This is a genomic window from Shinella sp. GW821-FHT10F02 (genome assembly GCF_058809275.1).
The window spans coordinates 92,970-112,042 of record NZ_JBXASL010000005.1 but is presented as its reverse complement, the minus strand read 5'-3'; the positions used below and the strand labels follow the sequence as shown (position 1 = coordinate 112,042).

Annotated in this window: 11 protein-coding genes; 4 read left to right on the top strand and 7 right to left on the bottom strand. The window is 64.8% G+C overall.

What is annotated here, in order from left to right; genetic code table 11:
* Positions 1–51 precede the first annotated feature (51 nt).
* Positions 52–1,941 carry an MFS transporter gene (locus AC1RWL_RS16700; protein ID WP_439626315.1) on the bottom strand — a complete coding sequence of 630 codons (1,890 nt, stop codon included), beginning with the start codon at positions 1,939–1,941 and terminating at the stop codon, positions 52–54.
* 492 nt (positions 1,942–2,433) lie between these two features.
* Between AC1RWL_RS16700 and AC1RWL_RS16695 the strand changes: the two genes are divergently transcribed.
* Both AC1RWL_RS16695 and AC1RWL_RS16690 read left to right on the top strand, forming a co-directional pair.
* The gene (locus AC1RWL_RS16695) at positions 2,434–3,468 is read left to right on the top strand and encodes an aspartate-semialdehyde dehydrogenase (RefSeq protein WP_435269002.1); all 1,035 of its coding nucleotides are present in this window, start codon (positions 2,434–2,436) and stop codon (positions 3,466–3,468) included.
* Between the two features lie 236 nt (positions 3,469–3,704).
* On the top strand, positions 3,705–4,526 hold the full coding sequence (locus tag AC1RWL_RS16690; RefSeq protein WP_256120483.1) for a lytic murein transglycosylase: 822 nt from the start codon (positions 3,705–3,707) through the stop codon (positions 4,524–4,526).
* Between the two features lie 158 nt (positions 4,527–4,684).
* Here the strand turns inward: AC1RWL_RS16690 and AC1RWL_RS16685 are convergent, their stop codons facing one another.
* Both AC1RWL_RS16685 and pdxY read right to left on the bottom strand, forming a co-directional pair.
* Entirely contained in the window at positions 4,685–5,326 is a 642-nt protein-coding gene (locus AC1RWL_RS16685; protein ID WP_439618588.1) for a carbonic anhydrase, read from the bottom strand.
* Positions 5,327–5,417: 91 nt separating this feature from the next.
* Positions 5,418–6,293 carry a pyridoxal kinase PdxY gene (gene pdxY, locus AC1RWL_RS16680; protein ID WP_256120481.1) on the bottom strand — a complete coding sequence of 292 codons (876 nt, stop codon included), beginning with the start codon at positions 6,291–6,293 and terminating at the stop codon, positions 5,418–5,420.
* A gap of 277 nt (positions 6,294–6,570) precedes the next feature.
* Here pdxY and AC1RWL_RS16675 point away from each other — a divergent pair, with 277 nt between their 5' ends.
* Together AC1RWL_RS16675 and AC1RWL_RS16670 are read left to right on the top strand one after the other, a co-directional pair.
* Entirely contained in the window at positions 6,571–11,352 is a 4,782-nt protein-coding gene (locus AC1RWL_RS16675) for an NAD-glutamate dehydrogenase (protein WP_493095562.1), read from the top strand.
* Positions 11,353–11,441: 89 nt separating this feature from the next.
* Positions 11,442–12,821, top strand: a complete 1,380-nt coding sequence (locus AC1RWL_RS16670; RefSeq protein ID WP_256120479.1) for an MFS transporter — start codon at positions 11,442–11,444, stop codon at positions 12,819–12,821.
* Between the two features lie 188 nt (positions 12,822–13,009).
* Here AC1RWL_RS16670 and purH read toward each other — a convergent pair whose 3' ends face one another.
* The 4 genes from purH to htpX all read right to left on the bottom strand — a co-directional run bounded on the left by purH (position 13,010) and on the right by htpX (position 18,948).
* Entirely contained in the window at positions 13,010–14,620 is a 1,611-nt protein-coding gene (gene purH / locus AC1RWL_RS16665; protein ID WP_493095563.1) for a bifunctional phosphoribosylaminoimidazolecarboxamide formyltransferase/IMP cyclohydrolase, read from the bottom strand.
* A gap of 100 nt (positions 14,621–14,720) precedes the next feature.
* Complete coding sequence (locus AC1RWL_RS16660; RefSeq protein WP_493095564.1) at positions 14,721–16,403, bottom strand: heparinase II/III family protein; 1,683 nt, start codon at positions 16,401–16,403, stop codon at positions 14,721–14,723.
* Between the two features lie 176 nt (positions 16,404–16,579).
* On the bottom strand, positions 16,580–17,989 hold the full coding sequence (locus AC1RWL_RS16655; protein ID WP_493095565.1) for an RsmB/NOP family class I SAM-dependent RNA methyltransferase: 1,410 nt from the start codon (positions 17,987–17,989) through the stop codon (positions 16,580–16,582).
* The gene (gene htpX, locus AC1RWL_RS16650; RefSeq protein WP_256120476.1) at positions 17,986–18,948 is read right to left on the bottom strand and encodes a zinc metalloprotease HtpX; all 963 of its coding nucleotides are present in this window, start codon (positions 18,946–18,948) and stop codon (positions 17,986–17,988) included. The genes AC1RWL_RS16655 and htpX overlap by 4 nt, the downstream gene beginning before the upstream one ends.
* Positions 18,949–19,073 lie beyond the last annotated feature (125 nt).

Below are 19,073 nucleotides of genomic sequence, written 5' to 3'. Positions count from 1 at the left end.
GGCCCGTGTTGCCACGAGCCGGGTCCGCCATGAACAATCGGAAGGGGGAGATCAATCCATGGCGTGGATGTCGCGGTCCTTGGTTTCCGGCAGGAACAGGAGACCGATGACCAGCGTGATGCCGGCGAACACGATCGGATACCAGAGGCCATAGTAGATATCGCCCTGGGCAGCGCTCATCGCGAAGGCCGTTGCCGGAAGCAGGCCGCCGAACCAGCCGTTGCCGATATGGTAAGGCAGCGACATGCCGGTGTAGCGGATGCGGGTCGGGAAGAGTTCGACCAGCAGGGCGGCGATCGGGCCGTAAACCATCGTGACGTAGATCACGAGGACCGTCAGCACGGCGATGGTCATGATCCAGTTCACGTTTGCCGGATCGGCAACCATGGTGAAGGCACCACCCTTGTCGACCGTGTAGACCGCCATCTCAGTGACGCCGGCGGCTTCTTCGGCCGTCAGCAGCTTGGCGGTGACGAGATCGGCAGCCGGCGTCGTCGCCTTCTCGCCAGCGCGGATGGCAGCGGCGTCGAGTGCGAGTTCCGGGTTTGCCGCGACGAAAGCATCCAGCTTGGAGTCCGGCACCTTGATCGCACCGCGCACCAGCGGGTAACCACCGGCCTGCAGGGCAAGGTTGGTTTCCTTCTGGAAGGCGGCGTCGAGCGCCTTGGCCTGGTCGGCCGAAGCGATGGCGTCGTAGCTGTTGATCGTCTTGTCGCCGATCTGGACGGTCGCAGCCGTGCCGGCAGCCGCCGTGGTGACGACGTCATAGGGCACCGAGTTGCGGGTCAGGAACGACGTCGCGATATCGCACGAGGTGGTGAACTTCGCCGTGCCCGTCGGGTTGAACTGGAACTTGCAGTCGCCCGGGGCGGCGGTGACCGTCGCGCGGATCGATTCCTGCGCCTGAGCGAGCGCCGGGTTGCCGGCCCAGGTCATGGCCTTGAACAGAGGGAAGTAGGTGAGCATGGCGAGCAGCAGGCCGGCCATGATGATCGGCTTGCGGCCGATCTTGTCCGACAGCCAGCCGAACAGCACGAAGAAGCCGGTGCCGATGAGCAGCGAGCAGGCGACCATGATATTGGCCGACTGGCCGTCCACCTTCAGCACGCCGGTCAGGAAGAACAGCGCGTAGAACTGGCCGGAATACCAGACGACGGCCTGGCCGACGACGGCGCCGAAAAGCGCGAGCAGCGCGATCTTGGCGTTGCGCCACTGGCCGAAGGCTTCCGTCAGCGGTGCCTTGGAGCCCTTGCCTTCTTCCTTCATCTTCGCAAAGGCCGGCGATTCGTTCATCTTCAGGCGGATCCAGACGGAAACGCCGAGCAGGATGGCCGAAAGCAGGAACGGAATGCGCCAGCCCCATTCGGCAAAGGCTTCCTTGCCGAGAATGAACTGCACCAGCAGGATGACCACCAGCGAGAGGAACAGGCCGAGCGTCGCCGTCGTCTGGATCCACGAGGTGAAATAACCGCGCTTGCCGTCCGGGGCGTGCTCGGCGACGTAGGTCGCGGCACCGCCATATTCACCACCGAGCGCCAGGCCCTGGAGCATGCGCAGGATGATCAGGATGATCGGAGCGGCGATGCCGATGGTGGCGGCACCGGGCAAAAGGCCGACCACGAAGGTCGAGAAGCCCATGATCAGGATGGTGACGAGGAAGGTATATTTGCGGCCGACGAGGTCGCCGAGGCGGCCGAACACCAGCGCGCCGAACGGACGCACGAGGAAGCCCGCAGCAAAGGCCAGAAGCGCGAAGATGTTGCGCGTCGTTTCCGGATACTGGCTGAAGAAGGTGGCGCCGATATAGATCGCCAGTGAACCGTAAAGATAGAAATCATACCACTCGAAGACTGTGCCGAGCGAAGAGGCGAAGATCACCTTCTTCTGCTCGCCGGTCATGGGCGTCGATTTGGCCGCGCCCACTGTCGAAACATTTGCCATTTCATTGTCCTCCACAAAAACGGCGTATCGGGCAGCCCATGATCGTCCGGAGTTTCTCCCTTAAAACCCAGGACAGGGTGCGCCTGATTGGAAGGATGGCAGAAAAAGAACTGTGACAGCAGCGCTGCTTTGGGCTTATGACTTTGGGTGTACGACTTTGGTCGAAGATGAGACGTCTTCGCCGAAGCGCCGCTTTGCGCATGCGCAAGGCTTGACTCTTCGTGAGATGAGCGTATTCAGCACCCACGCAAAGGAACCGCCATGTCCCGCCTTGGTCTCACCATCGCCAGCATGATCGATCCGGCCTTCAACGCCGGACGGGTTCGCCATTGCGCATCCATTTCCAAAACAACGGCCAAAACGACGACGAAAACCGTCTGACGTCTCTGGCCCACCGCTCTCTCCCCGGTATGGCCGGGGACCGAAACCCGCGTCGAGGCCGGCGGGTTTCCCTCCAGAACCCGCGGAGAGACAGAGAAAGAGAGCATGAGTATGGGTTTCAAGATCGCAATCGCCGGCGCGACCGGCAATGTCGGCCGTGAAATGCTGAACATCCTGGCCGAGCGCGGCTTCCCGGCCGACGAAGTCGTCGCCCTTGCTTCCAGCCGTTCGCTCGGCACCGAAGTCTCCTTCGGCGACAAGACGCTGAAGGTCCAGAACCTGGAAAACTACGACTTCTCCGACACGGATATTTGCCTGATGTCGGCTGGCGGCACGGTGTCCCAGAAGTATTCGCCGAAGATCGGCGCCAAGGGCTGCGTCGTCATCGACAATTCCTCGGCCTGGCGCTACGACGCCGACGTTCCGCTCGTCGTTCCGGAAGTGAACCCCGACGCGATCACGATGTTCACCCGCAAGAACATCATCGCGAACCCCAATTGCTCGACCGCCCAGCTCGTCGTCGCGCTGAAGCCGCTGCATGACCGCGCCACGATCAAGCGCGTCGTCGTCTCGACCTACCAGTCCGTCTCGGGCGCCGGCAAGGAAGGCATGGACGAGCTCTTCCAGCAGACCCGCGCCGTCTTCGTCGCCGATCCGGTCGAATCAAAGAAGTTCACCAAGCGCATCGCCTTCAACGTCATTCCGCACATCGATTCGTTCATGGAAGACGGCTACACGAAGGAAGAGTGGAAGGTTCTGGCCGAGACCAAGAAGATCCTCGACCCGAAGATCAAGGTGACCTGCACGGCCGTGCGCGTGCCCGTCTTCATCGGCCATTCCGAATCGGTCAACATCGAGTTCGAAAACGAGATCACGGCGGACGAGGCCCGCGAGATCCTGCGCGAGGCGCCGGGTTGCCAGGTCATCGACAAGCACGAGAACGGCGGCTACATCACCCCGTACGAATCGGCCGGTGAAGACGCCACCTACATCTCGCGCATCCGCGAGGACGCGACCGTCGAAAACGGCCTCAACATCTGGGTCGTTTCTGACAACCTGCGCAAGGGCGCCGCGCTCAACGCCATCCAGATCGCGGAACTGCTCGTCGCCCGCGGCCTGATCAAGGCGAAGAAGCAGGCTGCCTGATCACGGGAGCGGACGGTAAAATTGGAGTGTTTCCGCGTTTCTGGCAAATGTGGCAACGTTCCGGTAACCAATTTTAAATAAAAGTCCCGGTTGTTCCGTTTGAGAACGATCGGGACTTTGCTTTGAACCATGCCGGCGGACAGGCCGGAACGGCTTCACGGCAAGGTGCGATGACAGGAACGGCGGGGCATGGCATGCTCCCGCAGCGGAATTTGACTTAGATCACGGGGTTTTTCATGGGCATGACACGGAGCGTGGCCAAGGTGCTGGCCGCAATGATCGCCACGGCAGCGGTGCCGGCGGCGGCTGAAGCTGCCAAGTGCGGCAACGATGCAGGCGGTTTTCCGGCCTGGGTAGAGGCATACAAGGACGAGGCCGCCGGCCGCGGCATCAACCGCGCCACGCTGGACAAGGCATTCGCCAATGTCAGCTATGCCCGCGCGACGATCCGCGCCGACCGCGGCCAGAAGAGTTTCAAACTCTCCCTCGAACAGTTCATGCAGAAGCGTGGCGGCCAGGCGATCATCCGCCGCGGCAAGGGCCTGAAGAAGCAGAACGCGGCGCTGTTCGAGCGCATCGAGGGCCGCTACGGTGTGCCGGCCGGCCCGCTCTTGGCCATCTGGGGCATGGAAACCGGCTTCGGCGGCTTCCTCGGCAAGGAACACACGATCTCGGCCGTGGCGACGCTCGCCTATGACTGCCGTCGTTCGGAATATTTCACCAATCAGCTCAACGCCACGATGCAGCTCGTCCAGAAGGGCATTCTCTCGACGTCCGCACGCGGTGCTGCGCATGGCGAAATCGGCCAGACGCAGTTCCTGCCGGCGAACGTGCTGAAATACGCCGTCGACGGCGACGGCAACGGCCGCATCGACCTCGTCGGCTCGAAGGCCGACGCGCTCGCTTCCACCGCAAACTTCCTGCGCGGCCATGGCTGGAGCGCCGGCGGCGGCTACCAGCCGGGCCAGGGCAATTTCGGCGCCCTGCAGGGCTGGAACGCGGCCAGCGTGTACCAGCGCGCAATCGCCATCATCGGCGCGGAAATCGACGGCGAATAATCGCCGGTTCCCTCTCTTTTGTCATGGTCGGGCTTGACCCGACCGTCCAGCCGCGGGTGCCGCGTGGATCCTCGGGTCAAGCCCGAGGATGACGTTGGAGAATGAGGTGAAGCTATCGGCAAGTTAGAACCCGGCGGGAAACCAGGCCGGGTTTTTCTTTACGTGCCGGGGCGCACGAAATCGCCGGTCTTGGCGTCCATGATCCAGAGTTCGCCGGTCGAAATGTCGAACCACGAGCCGTGCAGCTGGAGGCGGCCCTTTTCTTCCAGGATGCGCACGCAGGGGAAGGTTCTGAGATTGGCGAGCGAGTTGCGGATCGAGACGCGCTCGAGCGCGCGCTGGCGTTCCGCTTGCGTCAGGAGTTCGGCGCCTTGGATCTGTTCGGCGACGGGCCTCAGCATGCCCATCCACTTGCCGATGAAGTCGCCGGGCGAGAGCGGCTCGGCATCGAGCGCAAGCGCTGCCGAAATGCCGCCGCAGCGGCCATGGCCCATCACCACGATGTCGCTGACCTTCAGCGACTGCACGGCGAATTCAAGCGCCGCCGACGTCGAGTGGTACTGCCCGTCCGGCTCATAGGGCGGCACGAGGTTGGCGACGTTGCGGATCACGAAGAGTTCGCCCGGTCCGCTATCGAAGATCGTCTCGGGTGCTGCCCGGGAGTCACAACAGGCAATCACCAGCGTCTTCGGCTTCTGGCCGGTCTCGGCCAGCGCCCGGTAGCGCGCCGACTGTTCGGCATAACGGCCGGACATGAAATTGCGGTAGCCATTCAGAAGACGGTCGGGAAAGCTGTTCATGGTGTCAAAATACCCCCGTGCAAACGATCTGCCGGATGAGGCCCCATCCGGATGTGCATAAACCACTCCGCACGGGATGGCGCAAGACGATTCAGGGCCGTTTGGTCTGCGCCGGATGCAGGAGGCGGCGCATGTGCACCATGGCCATGGGCGTGGAAATGCTGCCGGCATCCTGTTCCAGCGTCAGCTCGTCGGCACCGCGCTTGGCGGTGCGCGCGACGATCTCGAAAACGCTGGCCGTCGCCATCATCAGCGCCCGTTCTTCCGCCAGGCCTTCCATCAGCCGGGAGAGGAAGATCGCCGAAAGCAGGTCGCCGGTGCCGTTCGGCGGATTGGGCACGAGGCGGTGTTCCGCCAGAAGCGCACTGCGCCCGGAGAGATACAGATTGCCCGTGCTGCCCGCCATCAGCGGCAGCGAAGAGGTGACGAGCATGCGCGACGGCCCGAGCGACAAAGCCGCCTCCATCACCGCCGCATTGGTTTCAAGCGGCGCGCCGGAAAGCCAGGCCAGCTCGAACCGGTTGGGCGTGGCGATCGAGGCGAGCGGGATCAGCCGGTCGCGGATCGCCACCGCCGTTTCTTCCGCGATATAGAGGCCGCTCTCATCGCCGCAGACCGGATCGCACATATAGAGAAGGTCCGGATTTTCCGCCTTGAGCCCCGAAACGAGGCGCGCCACGGAAGCCACCTGCGCAGCACTGCCGAGGTAACCCGACAACACCGCCTTCACCTCGCCGCGCCAGGGCGCGCGCAGAAGGTCGGAGATCATCGCGTCGAAATCTTCCGCCGAGATCGCCACGCGGGTCGATTTTCCGTGTCCCGGATGCCAGGGCAGGATGACCGTCGGCAGCGCCCAGACCGGGTGCCCGAGCGTCTCGAGCGCGAAGACGGCGGCGCGGTTGCCGACCGTGCCGCGCACCACATGGCTCGAAATCACGATGACCGTGCCCTTGTCGCTCTCGTTCATAAGCCGGCTCCCTTTCGTCCCGTCGAGTGATGACAAGGGGGTCCAAGCCTGTCAACGCCTGCCCTGCCGTTCGCCCCTTGCGTGACACCGCCGATCGCCCCGCATGACCGGTTTGTGACGTCTTTTCGTCAAAAAAACAGGAATTCCTGGGCGAAACGACAGTGTAACTGACCTATTCCGGACAAAATCGATTGAATTTTCTCACGATTCCACAAATTTCGTCGCAGGTATTTTTTCTTCTGCTAACGTCCGGCCATCGGATTCGAGGGAGAATTCCATGGGTGCCCGGACCAACGTGAAACGAGAAAAACACATCGAAGCCGCAAAGGCTGCTGCTGCCGCCCTCGGCGCAAAGACACTGAACCCCGACATCCTGTTCGGGCGTGCCAGCAAGGACGACATCGAGCTCTATACCGGCCCGATGCTGGCGGTTGCCGCCGCCCATGCCATGGCCGAAATCGAGGCCTGGGACGGTGCCACGCCGCGCGTTACTGTCACCACGCTGCCGGAGGTTCGCCCGGAGGGCGAGCCCGTCTCCGTGCTCTCGGTCACCGACCGCAACCAGCCGTTCCTCTACGATTCGGTGATGGGCGAAGTGACGAGCACGCACCGCGACATCCATCTTGCGGTCCACCCGATCCTCGTCGTGAACCCCGGCGAAACACCGAAACTCTTCTCGCCGGATGAGGAAAGCGACCCGTCGCACCGGGTCAGCCATATCGAGATCCACCTGTCGGAACTGGCACCGGGCGAAGCCGCCTCGCTCGTCGAGCGGGTGAACACCGTGCTGAACCAGGTTCACCAGGCCGTCGACGACTGGCCCGCCATGGTGGAAAAGCTCGACAGCGCCATGGCCGACATGGAGCGCTACGCCAAGGCCAAGGCCGACAAGGATGAAGCGCTCGCCTTCATGACCTGGCTGCGCGGCAACAACTTCACCTTCCTCGGCATGCGGGAATACAGCTATTCCGGCAAGGGCGAGCAAGCGACCGTGGAGCGCGGCGGCGAAGGCCTCGGCATCCTGTCCGATCCCGACGTGCGCGTGCTGCGCCTTGGCAAGGACGCCGTGACGACGACGCCGGAAATCCTCGAATTCCTCGAAGGTCCGGACTTCCTGATCGTCACCAAGGCCAATGTGAAATCCCTCGTGCACCGCCGCGCCTATATGGATTATATCGGCCTGAAGCGGTTCAACGAGAAGGGCAAGGTGATCGGCGAACTGCGCATCGTCGGCCTCTTCACCTCCACCGCCTATACGCATGCCGCCGGCCAGATCCCGCTGCTGCGCTCCAAGGTGGCTGATGTCGTCGAGCATTTCGGCTACGACCCGAAGAGCCATTCCGGCAAGATGCTGATCAACACGCTGGAATCCTACCCGCGCGACGATCTCTTCCAGATCGACACCGGCCTTCTCGCCACCTTCTGCGAGCAGATCAACGAATTGTCCGACCGGCCGCGCATCCGCGTGCTGCCGCGCATCGACCGTTTCGACCGCTTCGTCTCCGTCATCGTCTACGTGCCGCGCGAACAATATGATTCCGACGTGCGCGAAAAGATCGGCAACTATCTGAAGTCGGCTTACGATGGCCGCGTCTCCGCCTATTACCCGGCTTTCCCGGAGGGTGGGCTTGCCCGCGTGCACTTCATCATCGGCCGCTCCGGCGGCAAGACGCCGCGCATTCCGCAGCCGAAGCTGGAACAGGCCGTGCGCGAGATCGCCACACGCTGGACGGACCGCTTCGAAACCCTCTCCGGCGGCGATGGCCTGCGCCTCGTCACCGACCGCGGCTACCAGGAGGACTTCACGCCCGCCGAGGCCCATGCCGACCTCGCCCTCATTTCGACGGCGACGCCGGACAACCCGATCCGCATTTCCTTCTACCGCAAGGCCTGGAACACCGACCTTAGCACGGTCGAGCTGAAGATTTTCCATGCCGGCGAACCCGTTTCGCTGTCGCGCCGCGTACCGCTGCTGGAAAACCTCGGTTTCAACGTCGTCAGCGAACAGACGCACGACCTCACGGTCGCCGGTTTCGACGGTGAACAGCGCCGGGTCATCCTGCACGACATGGAGCTCAAGCACCGCGACGGCATCGAGATCAATCTCGACAAGCTGAGCCCGATGCTGGAGGAAGCGTTTCTGGCCGCCTGGCATGGCGAGGTGGACGACGACGCGCTGAACCGCCTCATCCTGACCGCCGGCATTTCCGCCCGCGAAATCATGGCGCTGCGCACCTATTCGCGCTACCTGCGCCAGACCGGCATTCCCTATTCGCAGGGCTATATCGCCGATACGCTGAACAAGTACCCGCCGATCGCCGCCAACCTCTTCCGCCTGTTCAAGACCCGCCTCGACCCGAAATTTTCGGATCGCCAGCGCGAGAAGAAGACCGGCGAGACCGCCACGGCGATCGAAGAGGCGCTCGCCAACGTGCCGAGCCTCGACGAGGACCGGATTCTGCGCCGCTACGTCAACGCCATCCAGGCAACGCTGCGCACCAACTATTTCCAGCGTGACTCCGACGGCAAGCCGCGCAAGACGCTGGCGATCAAGCTCGATCCGAAGGCGCTGGACGGCCTGCCGGAGCCGCGGCCCTTCCGCGAGATCTTCGTCTACGGCGCCGAGGTGGAAGGCGTGCACCTGCGCTTCGGCAAGGTCGCCCGCGGCGGCCTGCGCTGGTCGGACCGCGCACAGGACTACCGCACGGAAGTGCTCGGCCTCGTGAAGGCGCAGCAGGTCAAGAACTCGGTCATCGTGCCGGTTGGCGCCAAGGGCGGCTTCTATCCGAAGCAGCTTCCCGCCGGCGGCAGCCGCGACGCGATCTTCAAGGCGGGCACCGAGGCCTACAAGACCTATATCCGCACGCTGCTCTCCGTCACCGACAACATCGTCGGCCAGGACGTCGTGCCGCCGGCCGATACGGTCCGCCTCGATGGTGATGACCCCTATTTCGTCGTTGCCGCCGACAAGGGCACGGCAACCTTCTCCGACACGGCCAATGGCCTCGCGCAGGAAGCCGACTTCTGGCTCGACGACGCCTTCGCGTCGGGCGGCTCAGCCGGCTACGACCACAAGAAGATGGGCATCACCGCCCGCGGCGCCTGGGAGACCGTCAAGCGTCACTTCCGCGAGATGAACATCGACATCCAGAAGACGCCCTTCACCGTCGCCGGTGTCGGCGACATGTCGGGCGACGTCTTCGGCAACGGCATGCTGCTCTCGCGAAAAATCCGGCTCGTGGCCGCTTTCGACCACCGCGACATCTTCATCGATCCGAATCCGGATACCGATACGTCCTTCGCCGAGCGCCGCCGCATGTTCGCTTTGCCGCGCTCCAGCTGGCAGGACTATGACCGCTCGGTGCTCTCCAAGGGCGCGATGATCATTCCGCGCACGGAAAAATCCGTGACGCTGACGGCGGAAGCCATGGCCGTCATCGGCATCGACAAGGCCAAGGCGACGCCGTTCGAGATCATGACGGCGATCCTGAAAGCGCCGGTCGACCTGATGTGGTTCGGCGGCATCGGCACCTATATCCGCGGCCAGAACGAGACGGACGCGGAAGTCGGCGACCGCGCCAACGACCCGATCCGCATCGTCGCCGACGATCTTCGTGCAAAAGTGATCGGCGAGGGCGCGAACCTCGGCGTCACCCAGCGCGGCCGCATCGCCTTCGCGATGAAGGGCGGGCGCTGCAACTCGGATGCCATCGACAACTCGGCCGGCGTGAATTCGTCGGACGTCGAGGTCAACATCAAGATCGCGCTCGCCTCCGCCATGCGCGACGAGCGGTTGACACGCGCCAAGCGCAACGTGCTGCTCGCCTCGATGACGGACGAGGTGGGCCACCTCGTGCTGCGCAACAACTACCTGCAATCGCTGGCGATTTCGCTGACGGAAAAGCAGGGCGCCGCCAACCGCGCGCCGCTGACGCGCCTGATGGACCGCTTCGAGGCCGCCGGCCAGCTCAACCGCAAGGTCGAGACGCTGCCCGACGACCGCACGGTCGCCGAGCGCTACCAGGCCGGCAAGCCGCTGACCCGGCCGGAGATCGGCGTGCTGCTCTCCTATGCCAAGCTCGTGCTGTTCGACGAGCTCGTGCATACCGGCCTGCCGGACGAGCCCTATTTCGAGCCGACGCTGATCAGCTACTTCCCGGCGAAGATGCAGAAGACCTATGGCGACGACATCCGCTCGCATCGCCTGCGGCGTGAGATCATCGCGACGATCCTCGCCAACGAGGTGATCAACCGCGGCGGCCCGGCCTTCATCAACGCGCTGACCGACGGCACCGGCTTCGGCCCGGCGGATGCCGTGAAGGCCGCCGTCATCGCCCGCGATGGTTATGGCCTCGCAGCCCTCTATGCCGGTGTCGACGCGCTCGACACGCTGGTGGCGGGTGCCGTTCAGAACGAACTCTACGAGGAGATCGGCCGCATCTACGCCACCGTCACCAGCCTGCTGCTGACGACCGGCGCCGTGTCCGGCCCGCTGGACCAGGCGGTGCACAAGCTCAAGCAGGCGCTGAAGCAGTTGCGCCCGCAGCTCTCGACGCTGATCTCGGAAGCGGCCGGCGACGAGGCGCGCCGCAAGGCCCACGCCTATGAGGACGAGGGCGTGCCGGCGGACCTGGCGGAGGAGATCGCCACGCTGTCCATGCTGACCTTCGTGCCGGAAGTGATGCTGATCGCATCGGCGACCGGCGACACGCTCGGCAAGACGGCGCAGACCTTTGCCGGCATCAGTGCGGCGCTCAATATCGGCCGGCTGCTTTCCGCGGCAAGCCGCATCCCGACCGGCGATCTCTACGAGTCGCTCGCCCTGCAGCGCAGCCTCACCGACATCGCCAATGCCCGCCGGGACCTGGCGAGCGTCGTGCTAACCGGCCACAAGGGCGACAAGGCGCCGCTTGCGACCTGGCAGCAGGCCGACAAGGAGCGGCTTGCCCGCGTGACGGCGAACCTCTCCGCGCTGACCGAGACGGGCGAAGCCACGCTCGCCAAGGTGAGCGTCGCCGCCGGCATCCTGAGCGACCTTGCACAGGCACGGTCGAAGTGACAAAGTCCCGTGCCGGCTGATGGAGCGAAGGCTCCGTTAGCCGGCATCGGATGGGCGCACAGTCGTCGCCCCCGCGAATTGGAGGGGCGATGACGATCGCGACGGAAAGCCGGGAGCCGCGCACAAGCCGGGCCGGCATCACGGGCTGGATGCTGTTCGACTGGGCGGCGCAACCCTTCTTCACGGTCATCACCACCTTCATCTTCGGCCCCTACCTCGTCTCGCGCCTGACCGAGGACCACGCCGCCGGCCAGGCGGCCTGGAGCTACACGCTCACCCTTTCCGGCATCCTGATCGCGCTGCTCGCGCCCATCATGGGCTCGATCGCCGACGCCTCCGGCGCCCGCAAACCCTGGATCGCCGTCTTTGCGGTGATCAAGATCCTGTCGCTCGCCGCACTCTGGTATGCCGCACCGGGCTCGGGCCTGCTGTTCGCCATGGCGATGATCGTGCTGGCGACCGTCGCGGCGGAATTCTCCATCGTCTTCAACGATTCGATGATGCCGCGCCTCGTGCGCCCAGAAGATGCCGGCCGCATCTCCAACATCGCCTGGGGCCTCGGCTATCTCGGCGGGATGATCGTGCTGATCGCCGTCGTCGCCCTTCTCGCCGCCAATCCCGAGACCGGCAAGACGGCAATCGGCATCGCGCCCCTCTTCGGCCTCGACGCTGCCGCCGGCGAGGATGCCCGCATCACCGGGCCGATCTCGGCGCTGTGGTATCTCGTCTTCATCCTGCCGATGTTCTTCTTCACGCCGGACCAGGAGAAAGGATTGCCGATCGCTGCTGCCGTGCGCGCCGGCCTCGCCGATCTTTCCGCGACACTCCGCGACCTCAAGAAGAAACCCGGCATCCTGCGTTTCCTCATTGCCCGCATGATCTACCAGGACGGCGTCAACGGCCTCTTGGCGCTGGGCGGCACCTTTGCCGCCGGCATGTTCGCCTGGCAGACCTTCGAACTCGGCATCTACGGCATCATTCTCAATGTGGTGGCAATCGGCGGCTGCCTCTATGCCAGCCGGCTGGACAAGCGGCTCGGCTCCAAGACCGTCGTGGTGATGAGCCTCGTCTGCCTGACGATCGCCACCGTCGGCATCGTCTCCACCGGCCCCGGCTTCACCCTCTTCGGCCTGATCCCGCTGCCGACCGCCGATTCCGGCGGGCTGTTCGCCACCGCTGCGGAAAAGGCCTACATCCTCTACGGCCTGCTGATCGGCGTCGCCTTCGGCCCCGTGCAGGCCTCCGCCCGCTCCTATCTCGCCCAGAGCATCCATCCGGACGAGGCGGGCCGCTATTTCGGCCTCTATGCCCTGTCCGGCCGCGCCACGTCCTTCCTCGCGCCGCTCTCCGTCGCCCTCATCACGACCGCGACCGGCTCCGCCCGCATCGGCATGATGGCGCTCATCGCCTTCCTCGTCGTCGGCTTCCTGCTCCTGCTGCGCACGCCCTATCCGGCCAACAAGGCCTGAAATGCAAAACGCCCCGCAAGCGGGGCGTCAGCTTCATGGCAACCTTGCCGCACCCACAACGTCATCCTCGGCCTTGAGCCGAGGATCCACGTCTCGTCCGCGGCGGTGGATACTCGGGTCGAGCCCGAGCATGACGGAGGAGGGGTTGCGGTTAACGCCGACGTTTTAAGCCCGGCGAAGAATCCGGCTCAATGCCGGAAGTGGCGCATGCCGGTGAAGACCATGGCGACACCGGCCTCGTCGGCGGCGGCAATCACTTCCGCATCACGCATCGAGCCGCCGGGCTGGATGACGGCCGTAGCACCCGCGGCAATCGCCGAAAGCAGGCCATCGGCGAAGGGTAGGAAAGCTTCCGAGGCGACCGCGGAACCGCGCGTCAGCGGCTCGGCAAGGCCCATCGCCTTGGCGGCGTCCTCGGCCTTCAGGCCGGCGATGCGGGCGGAATCGACGCGGCTCATCTGGCCGGCACCGATGCCGGCGGTCTGGCCGTCCTTGGCATAGACCACGGCGTTCGACTTGACGTGCTTGGCGACCTTGAAGGCGAACTTCATGTCCACCAGTTCCTGCGCCGTCGGCGCACGCTTGGTGACGACCTTCAGTTCGAGGTCCTCGACCATACCGTTATCCCGGCTCTGCACGAGCAGGCCGCCAGAGACCGTCTTGGCGGACAGGCCGGGCGTGCGCGGATCGGGCAGGGCGCCGGTCACCAGCAGGCGAAGGTTCGGCTTGCCGGCGATGACCGCACGCGCCTTCTCGTCCGCATCCGGCGCGATGATGACCTCGGTGAAGAGCTTGACGATCTCTTCCGCCGTCTCGCCATCCAGCGTCGAATTGAGCGCGATGATGCCGCCGAAGGCCGAGACCGGGTCGCAGGCGAGCGCCCTTGCATAGGCATCCTTCAGCGTCTTGCCGGTGGCGACACCGCAGGGATTGGCGTGCTTGATGATCGCGCAGGCCGGGCCGTTTTCCGGCAGGAACTCGGCAACGAGCTCGAAGGCGGCGTCGGTGTCGTTGATATTGTTGTAGGAAAGCTGCTTGCCCTGCAACAGCGTCGCCGTCGCGACACCCGGGCGGTTCTCGCCGGTGACGTAGAAGCCGGCCTTCTGGTGCGGGTTCTCGCCGTAGCGCATCTCTTCCTTCAGCACGCCGCCGAGCACGCGATGGCGCGGCATGGCGATGTCGAGCGCTTCGGCAAACCAGTTGGAGATCGCGGCGTCATAGGCCGCCGTGCGGGCATAGGCCTTGGCCGCGAGACGCTGTCGAAAGGCGTAGGAGGTCGAACCGTCGGCGAGTTCCTCGATGAGGGCAGGATAATCGGCCGGGTCGGTGACGATGGTCACATAGGCGTGGTTCTTGGCGGACGCGCGGATCATCGCCGGGCCGCCGATATCGATGTTCTCGACGGTCGTCGGATAATCGCCGCCCTTGGCGCGCACCTCTTCGAACGGGTAGAGATTGATGACGGCGAGGTCGATCGCGCCGATGCCGTGCGCCTTCATCGCCTCGACATGCTCCGCATCGTCGCGGATCGCCAGCAGGCCGCCATGCACGGCGGGATGCAGCGTCTTGACGCGGCCATCCATGATTTCCGGAAAGCCCGTGACCTCGGAAACGTCGGTCACCGCGAGGCCGGCATCGCTCAGCGCCTTGTGCGTGCCGCCGGTCGACAGCAGCCGCACGCCCTTTTCGGCCAGTGCGCGGGCGAGATCGACGATGCCCGCCTTGTCGGACACGGACAGCAGCGCCGTGCGGATGGCGACGCGATCGGGGGCGGGAATTTTCTTGGAAATGACGGCCATGGGGCGCTCCGTTCTGCGGCCCGGGAGGGGAGGGGCCGGATGGTATGCGCCCCGTTATCACAGCCGCGCCCGCGAGAAAACCGCGAAACGTCCTGACCTCTCAGCGTTGTCGCGCCAGCGACCATTGAATTTCCGCCATCCTGGCCAGCGGCATGGTGAGCGTCAGCTGGCGCGAGGCGCGCACGCCGGAAGGATCGGCGAAAAACACGTCCTCCTCCTCTTCCACCGGCACGTCGACGCAGGTCAGCGCCCAGGCCTCGCCATCCACCGCTATGAGCCGCGTCTCGTTGGCGGAGACCCGGTAGAGCTGGATGGTCGGGTGGATGTGGAAACGCACCACCGCCGTGCCCTTCTCGATGGCGCCATCCGGGTCGCTCGGCTTGTAGAAACGTTCGCGGCCGCGAATCTCACTGCCCGTCGCCGCGACGAGGATGTCGCGCTCATAGAGCAGGCCGAAGCGCTTGAGGTAGCCGTCATGCGTCGCCGTCACGCTGTCGGCGCCGGACTGGCGCTCCGCGCGCGACACATCGACCTTGGAAATACCGCCGACGACGATCGGCCCGATGAAGCGCGAGGTGGAGATGCGTGCGGAAGACGTGTCGTTGAGCGTCGCGACCGAATGGGCCGCCGTGGTGCGCGACAACTGCCGCAGCGCCTCGCCGGCAAACCGCGGCCGGCCGGAATTGACGATGAAGCGGTTCTTCCCCGACGACATTTCCAGGGACAGCGCGCCAGCAGCGGCCGTGGCCGAGAGATCGACCGAGCGCGGCACGCCGGTATCCATCAGCACGACCGTCTCCTTTACCGCCAGGCGATCGTAATTGCTCGACGGCAGCGCCTTGAAGGGCGCCCCGCCGGTCTCGTCGTAACGCAGCGCCGACATCAGCTCGTGCGCCAGCGTATAGGTCGCGCCGTTGAAGAGCGCGAGTTCGCCGCCCTGGTGGCGGAAGAAGCGCAGCGCGGGATAGATTCGGTCGATGGAGGGAATGAGCTGCGCCGGCATGTCGTGGCCGAGATTGACATAGGTCTGGCGCAGCGGCAGCAGGTCGAGCAGCACGTCGAGCGCTGCCCGCGGATTGCGCGAGCAATGGCCGCCATCGGGAAGGATCTGCCGGTCGAGCTCCTCGTCGAGATGGCGCGCCGCCTTGCGCATGCGTGAGGGGGAGGCCGGCATGGCGATGGAGGCCATGGCGAGCGCGATGCGCACCCGAAGCCGCGGCTCGCCGTCGCGCGTCGTATCGGCGACGTGGCGAAGGTAGCGCACCTGGAAGGCAAGGCTCTTCAGGAAGCGGCGATAGAATGGGTAATCGGCATCCTTCAGCACGACCGGCGAATGGGACAGCCAGGCGATGATGCGCTGTGCGGCGACATCGGGCCGCCAGGCCAACCCGCCGATGTAGCGCCCGTGGCTCTGCAACCAGTCGTCGACGATGAAGCGGGCCGTCAGCGCCGCCTTTTCCGGATCGACCAGGCGCATATGGCGCAGCCAGCCGAAGGAATGCAGGCGGACGGCGAATTCTTCCGAGGGAAGCTCCAGCGCGAAGGGTGATTCGCCCTCGCATTCGAGAATGCGCCCGGCGAGCGGAAAGCGCCCGCCGACGATTTCTTCGCCGGCAAAGAGATCGGCCGGATGCAGGTCCGTCGGCGCAACGATCAGCCGGTCCGGCGTGCCGCCGGAAAAGCGCATGGCGCTGATTCGTCCCAAGGCAAGCCTGCGCGAGAAACGGCGCCAACCCTCACGCATATACAGATAGAGTAGCCGCTGCCTGTCGGAAAGCTGCATGGTTAACGAATGCCTCCTGAACCTATAGGTAGGCTGAGGAGGCAAGCGGCGTCAATTCATCGACTGCTGATGGGCTGTTGATGACTTCGGAAGCATTTCGGGTCGATTTTTCCAGCTTAGAGCGTTTTCCCGCAATTCCGGACGCAAAACCGCTGCCCACTTTTGCTGGAATTGCTTTAGCCGCCATGGCTGAGCCGTACGGCGTAAAATCCGTCCACGCCGCCGGCACGCGTGTCCGTCGCGGGCAGCATGGCGGGCGTGGTGCGGAATTCGCCGCGGGGGGAAATCGCCGCTTCCAGGCCCGGCCAATCGGCGGCATCGACAGGATCGATGCGCCAGGCCGGATTGTCGGCGAGAACGCGGGTGATCATCTCCTCGCCCTCGATCGGATCGAGCGAGCAATTGGAAAACACCAGTTCCCCGCCGGGCTTCACCAGCGTCAGCGCATGGCGCAGCAGGCGCTCCTGCAACCGGGCAAGCTTTTCGATATCCTCCGGACCCTTGGTCCAGAGCACATCGGGATGGCGGCGGATCGTGCCGGTCGAGGAGCAGGGCGCGTCGAGCAGCACGGCGTCGAACAGTTCGTCCGGCCGATAGTCCGCCATATTGGCTTCCACCACGGTGGCGGAAAGACCGAGACGCTCCAGATTGCCGGCGAGCCGCTTCAGGCGGTTGGCGGACTGGTCGAGCGCCGTCACCACGGCACCCGCCGCGGCAAGCTGCGCGGTCTTGCCGCCCGGCGCGGCGCAAAGATCGGCGACACGCTTGCCGGCAAGGTCGCGGAAGAGTTTTGCGGGCAGGCTGGCCGCCGCATCCTGCACCCACCATTCGCCCGCCTCGAAACCTTCCAGCGCCGGGATGGCGCCCGAGGCGACGGGCAGGCGGACGGAGCCGGTGGGCAGCACGAGGCCGCCAAACCGCGCGGCCCAGCCGTCCGGATCGGATTTGACAGTGAGGTCGATGGTGGAGGCTTCGAGCAGCGCATCGTTGATGCGCGCGGTGTGCTCGCGGCCGTAGATGGCGACGAGACGCTCATGGAACCAGGGCGGAATGACCGGGACCGTGCGGGTCGCCGTCAGATGCGAGGCCTTTTCGCGTGCCAGGCGCCGCAGCACGGCGTTGGTGAGGCTGGCGAAGCGGCGGTTGCGCGGGTCGATCTGGGCCTGCTCAACCGCGAGATCAACGGCGGAATGATCCGGCACGTCGAGATAGAGGATCTGCGCGGCGGCGACCGTCAACACATGGTGCAGCGCACGCGCACCCTCCGGCAAGGGCGTGCCGACCAGCGTGTCCATGATGGCATCGATACGCGGCAGGTGGCGCAGCGCCGTGTTGAGGATGGCGCGGACCAGGGCGCGATCGGCATCGTTGAGCTGACGGTAGGCCGGATTGCCGTTTTCGAAGTCGAGCATACCGTCGAGCGGCGTCCTGCGGTCCACCACGGCGGCAAGAATCTTGGCGGCGGCCTGGCGGGCGCGCAGGCCCGGCTTTTCCGGGTAGCCCGCATCCACCTCGGGCGCCTTCGGCCCGCGGCCGCCGGCATTGCGTTTCGGATGCGCTCTGTGTTTCGTTCTGTCGTCGTTCAAGACCAGGGACCTTTGGGTGGTTCGGAACCACCGCGTCCCCAGCCCGTCGTCGGAACGGAGCGCGATTTGCGGACGGGATTATCAGCCCGGACCGGCTCCGTCGAGCGCGCTTGCATGCCGCGGGCCATTTCCTCGAGCGCGGCGATGCGGTTTTCCGTGTTCGGATGGGTCGAAAACAGGTTGTCCATGCGCTCGCCCGACAGCGGATTGATGATGAACATATGCGCGGTCGCGGGATTGCGCTCGGCATCATCATTCGGCACACGGCCCGCCGCGACGGCGATCTTCTTCAGCGCAGAGGAAAGCCACAGCGGGTTGCCGCAGATCTCCGCGCCGCGCTTGTCGGCCGAATATTCGCGCGTCCGGCTGATCGCCATCTGCACCAGCATGGCGGCGAAGGGCGCGACGATCATCGCGATCAGCACACCGATGAAGCCGAGCGGATTGTTGTTCTCCCGGTTGCCGCCGCCGAAGAACATGGCGAAGTTGGCGAGCATGGAGATCGCGCCGGCAATGGTCGCCGTCAGCGTCATGGTCAGCGTGTCGCGGTTCTGGATATGCGCCAGTTCGTGCGCCATCACGCCCGCCACCTCCTCGTAGCTCAGCGCCTGGAGAAGGCCGGTGGAAGCGGCGACGGCGGCATTCTGCGGGTTGCGACCGGTGGCGAAGGCGTTCGGCTGGTCGCTATTGATGACGAAGACGCGCGGCATCGGCAGGCCCGCCCGCTTGGCGAGGTCGCGCACGATGCCGTAATATTCCGGCGCGGAGCGCTCATCGACCTCCTTCGCCCCGTACATGGACAGAACCATGCGGTCGGAATTCCAGTAGGAGAAAAAATTCATGGCGATCGCGACGAGAAGCGCGATCATCATGCCGCCCTTGCCGCCGATGAGCAGGCCCACGCCCATGAAAAGCGCCGTCATGAAGGCGAGAAGCATGGCTGTGCGAACGATGTTCATACGGTTACGGCTCCTGTTGGGTCTCTTGGCCCGGTTGCTCTTCCCCTGTTGTCAAGGGAGTGTTTCACGTGAATCAACGCTTTCCACAGCGTCGTCACGCTTCTATATGATGGTAAGCGAACAGG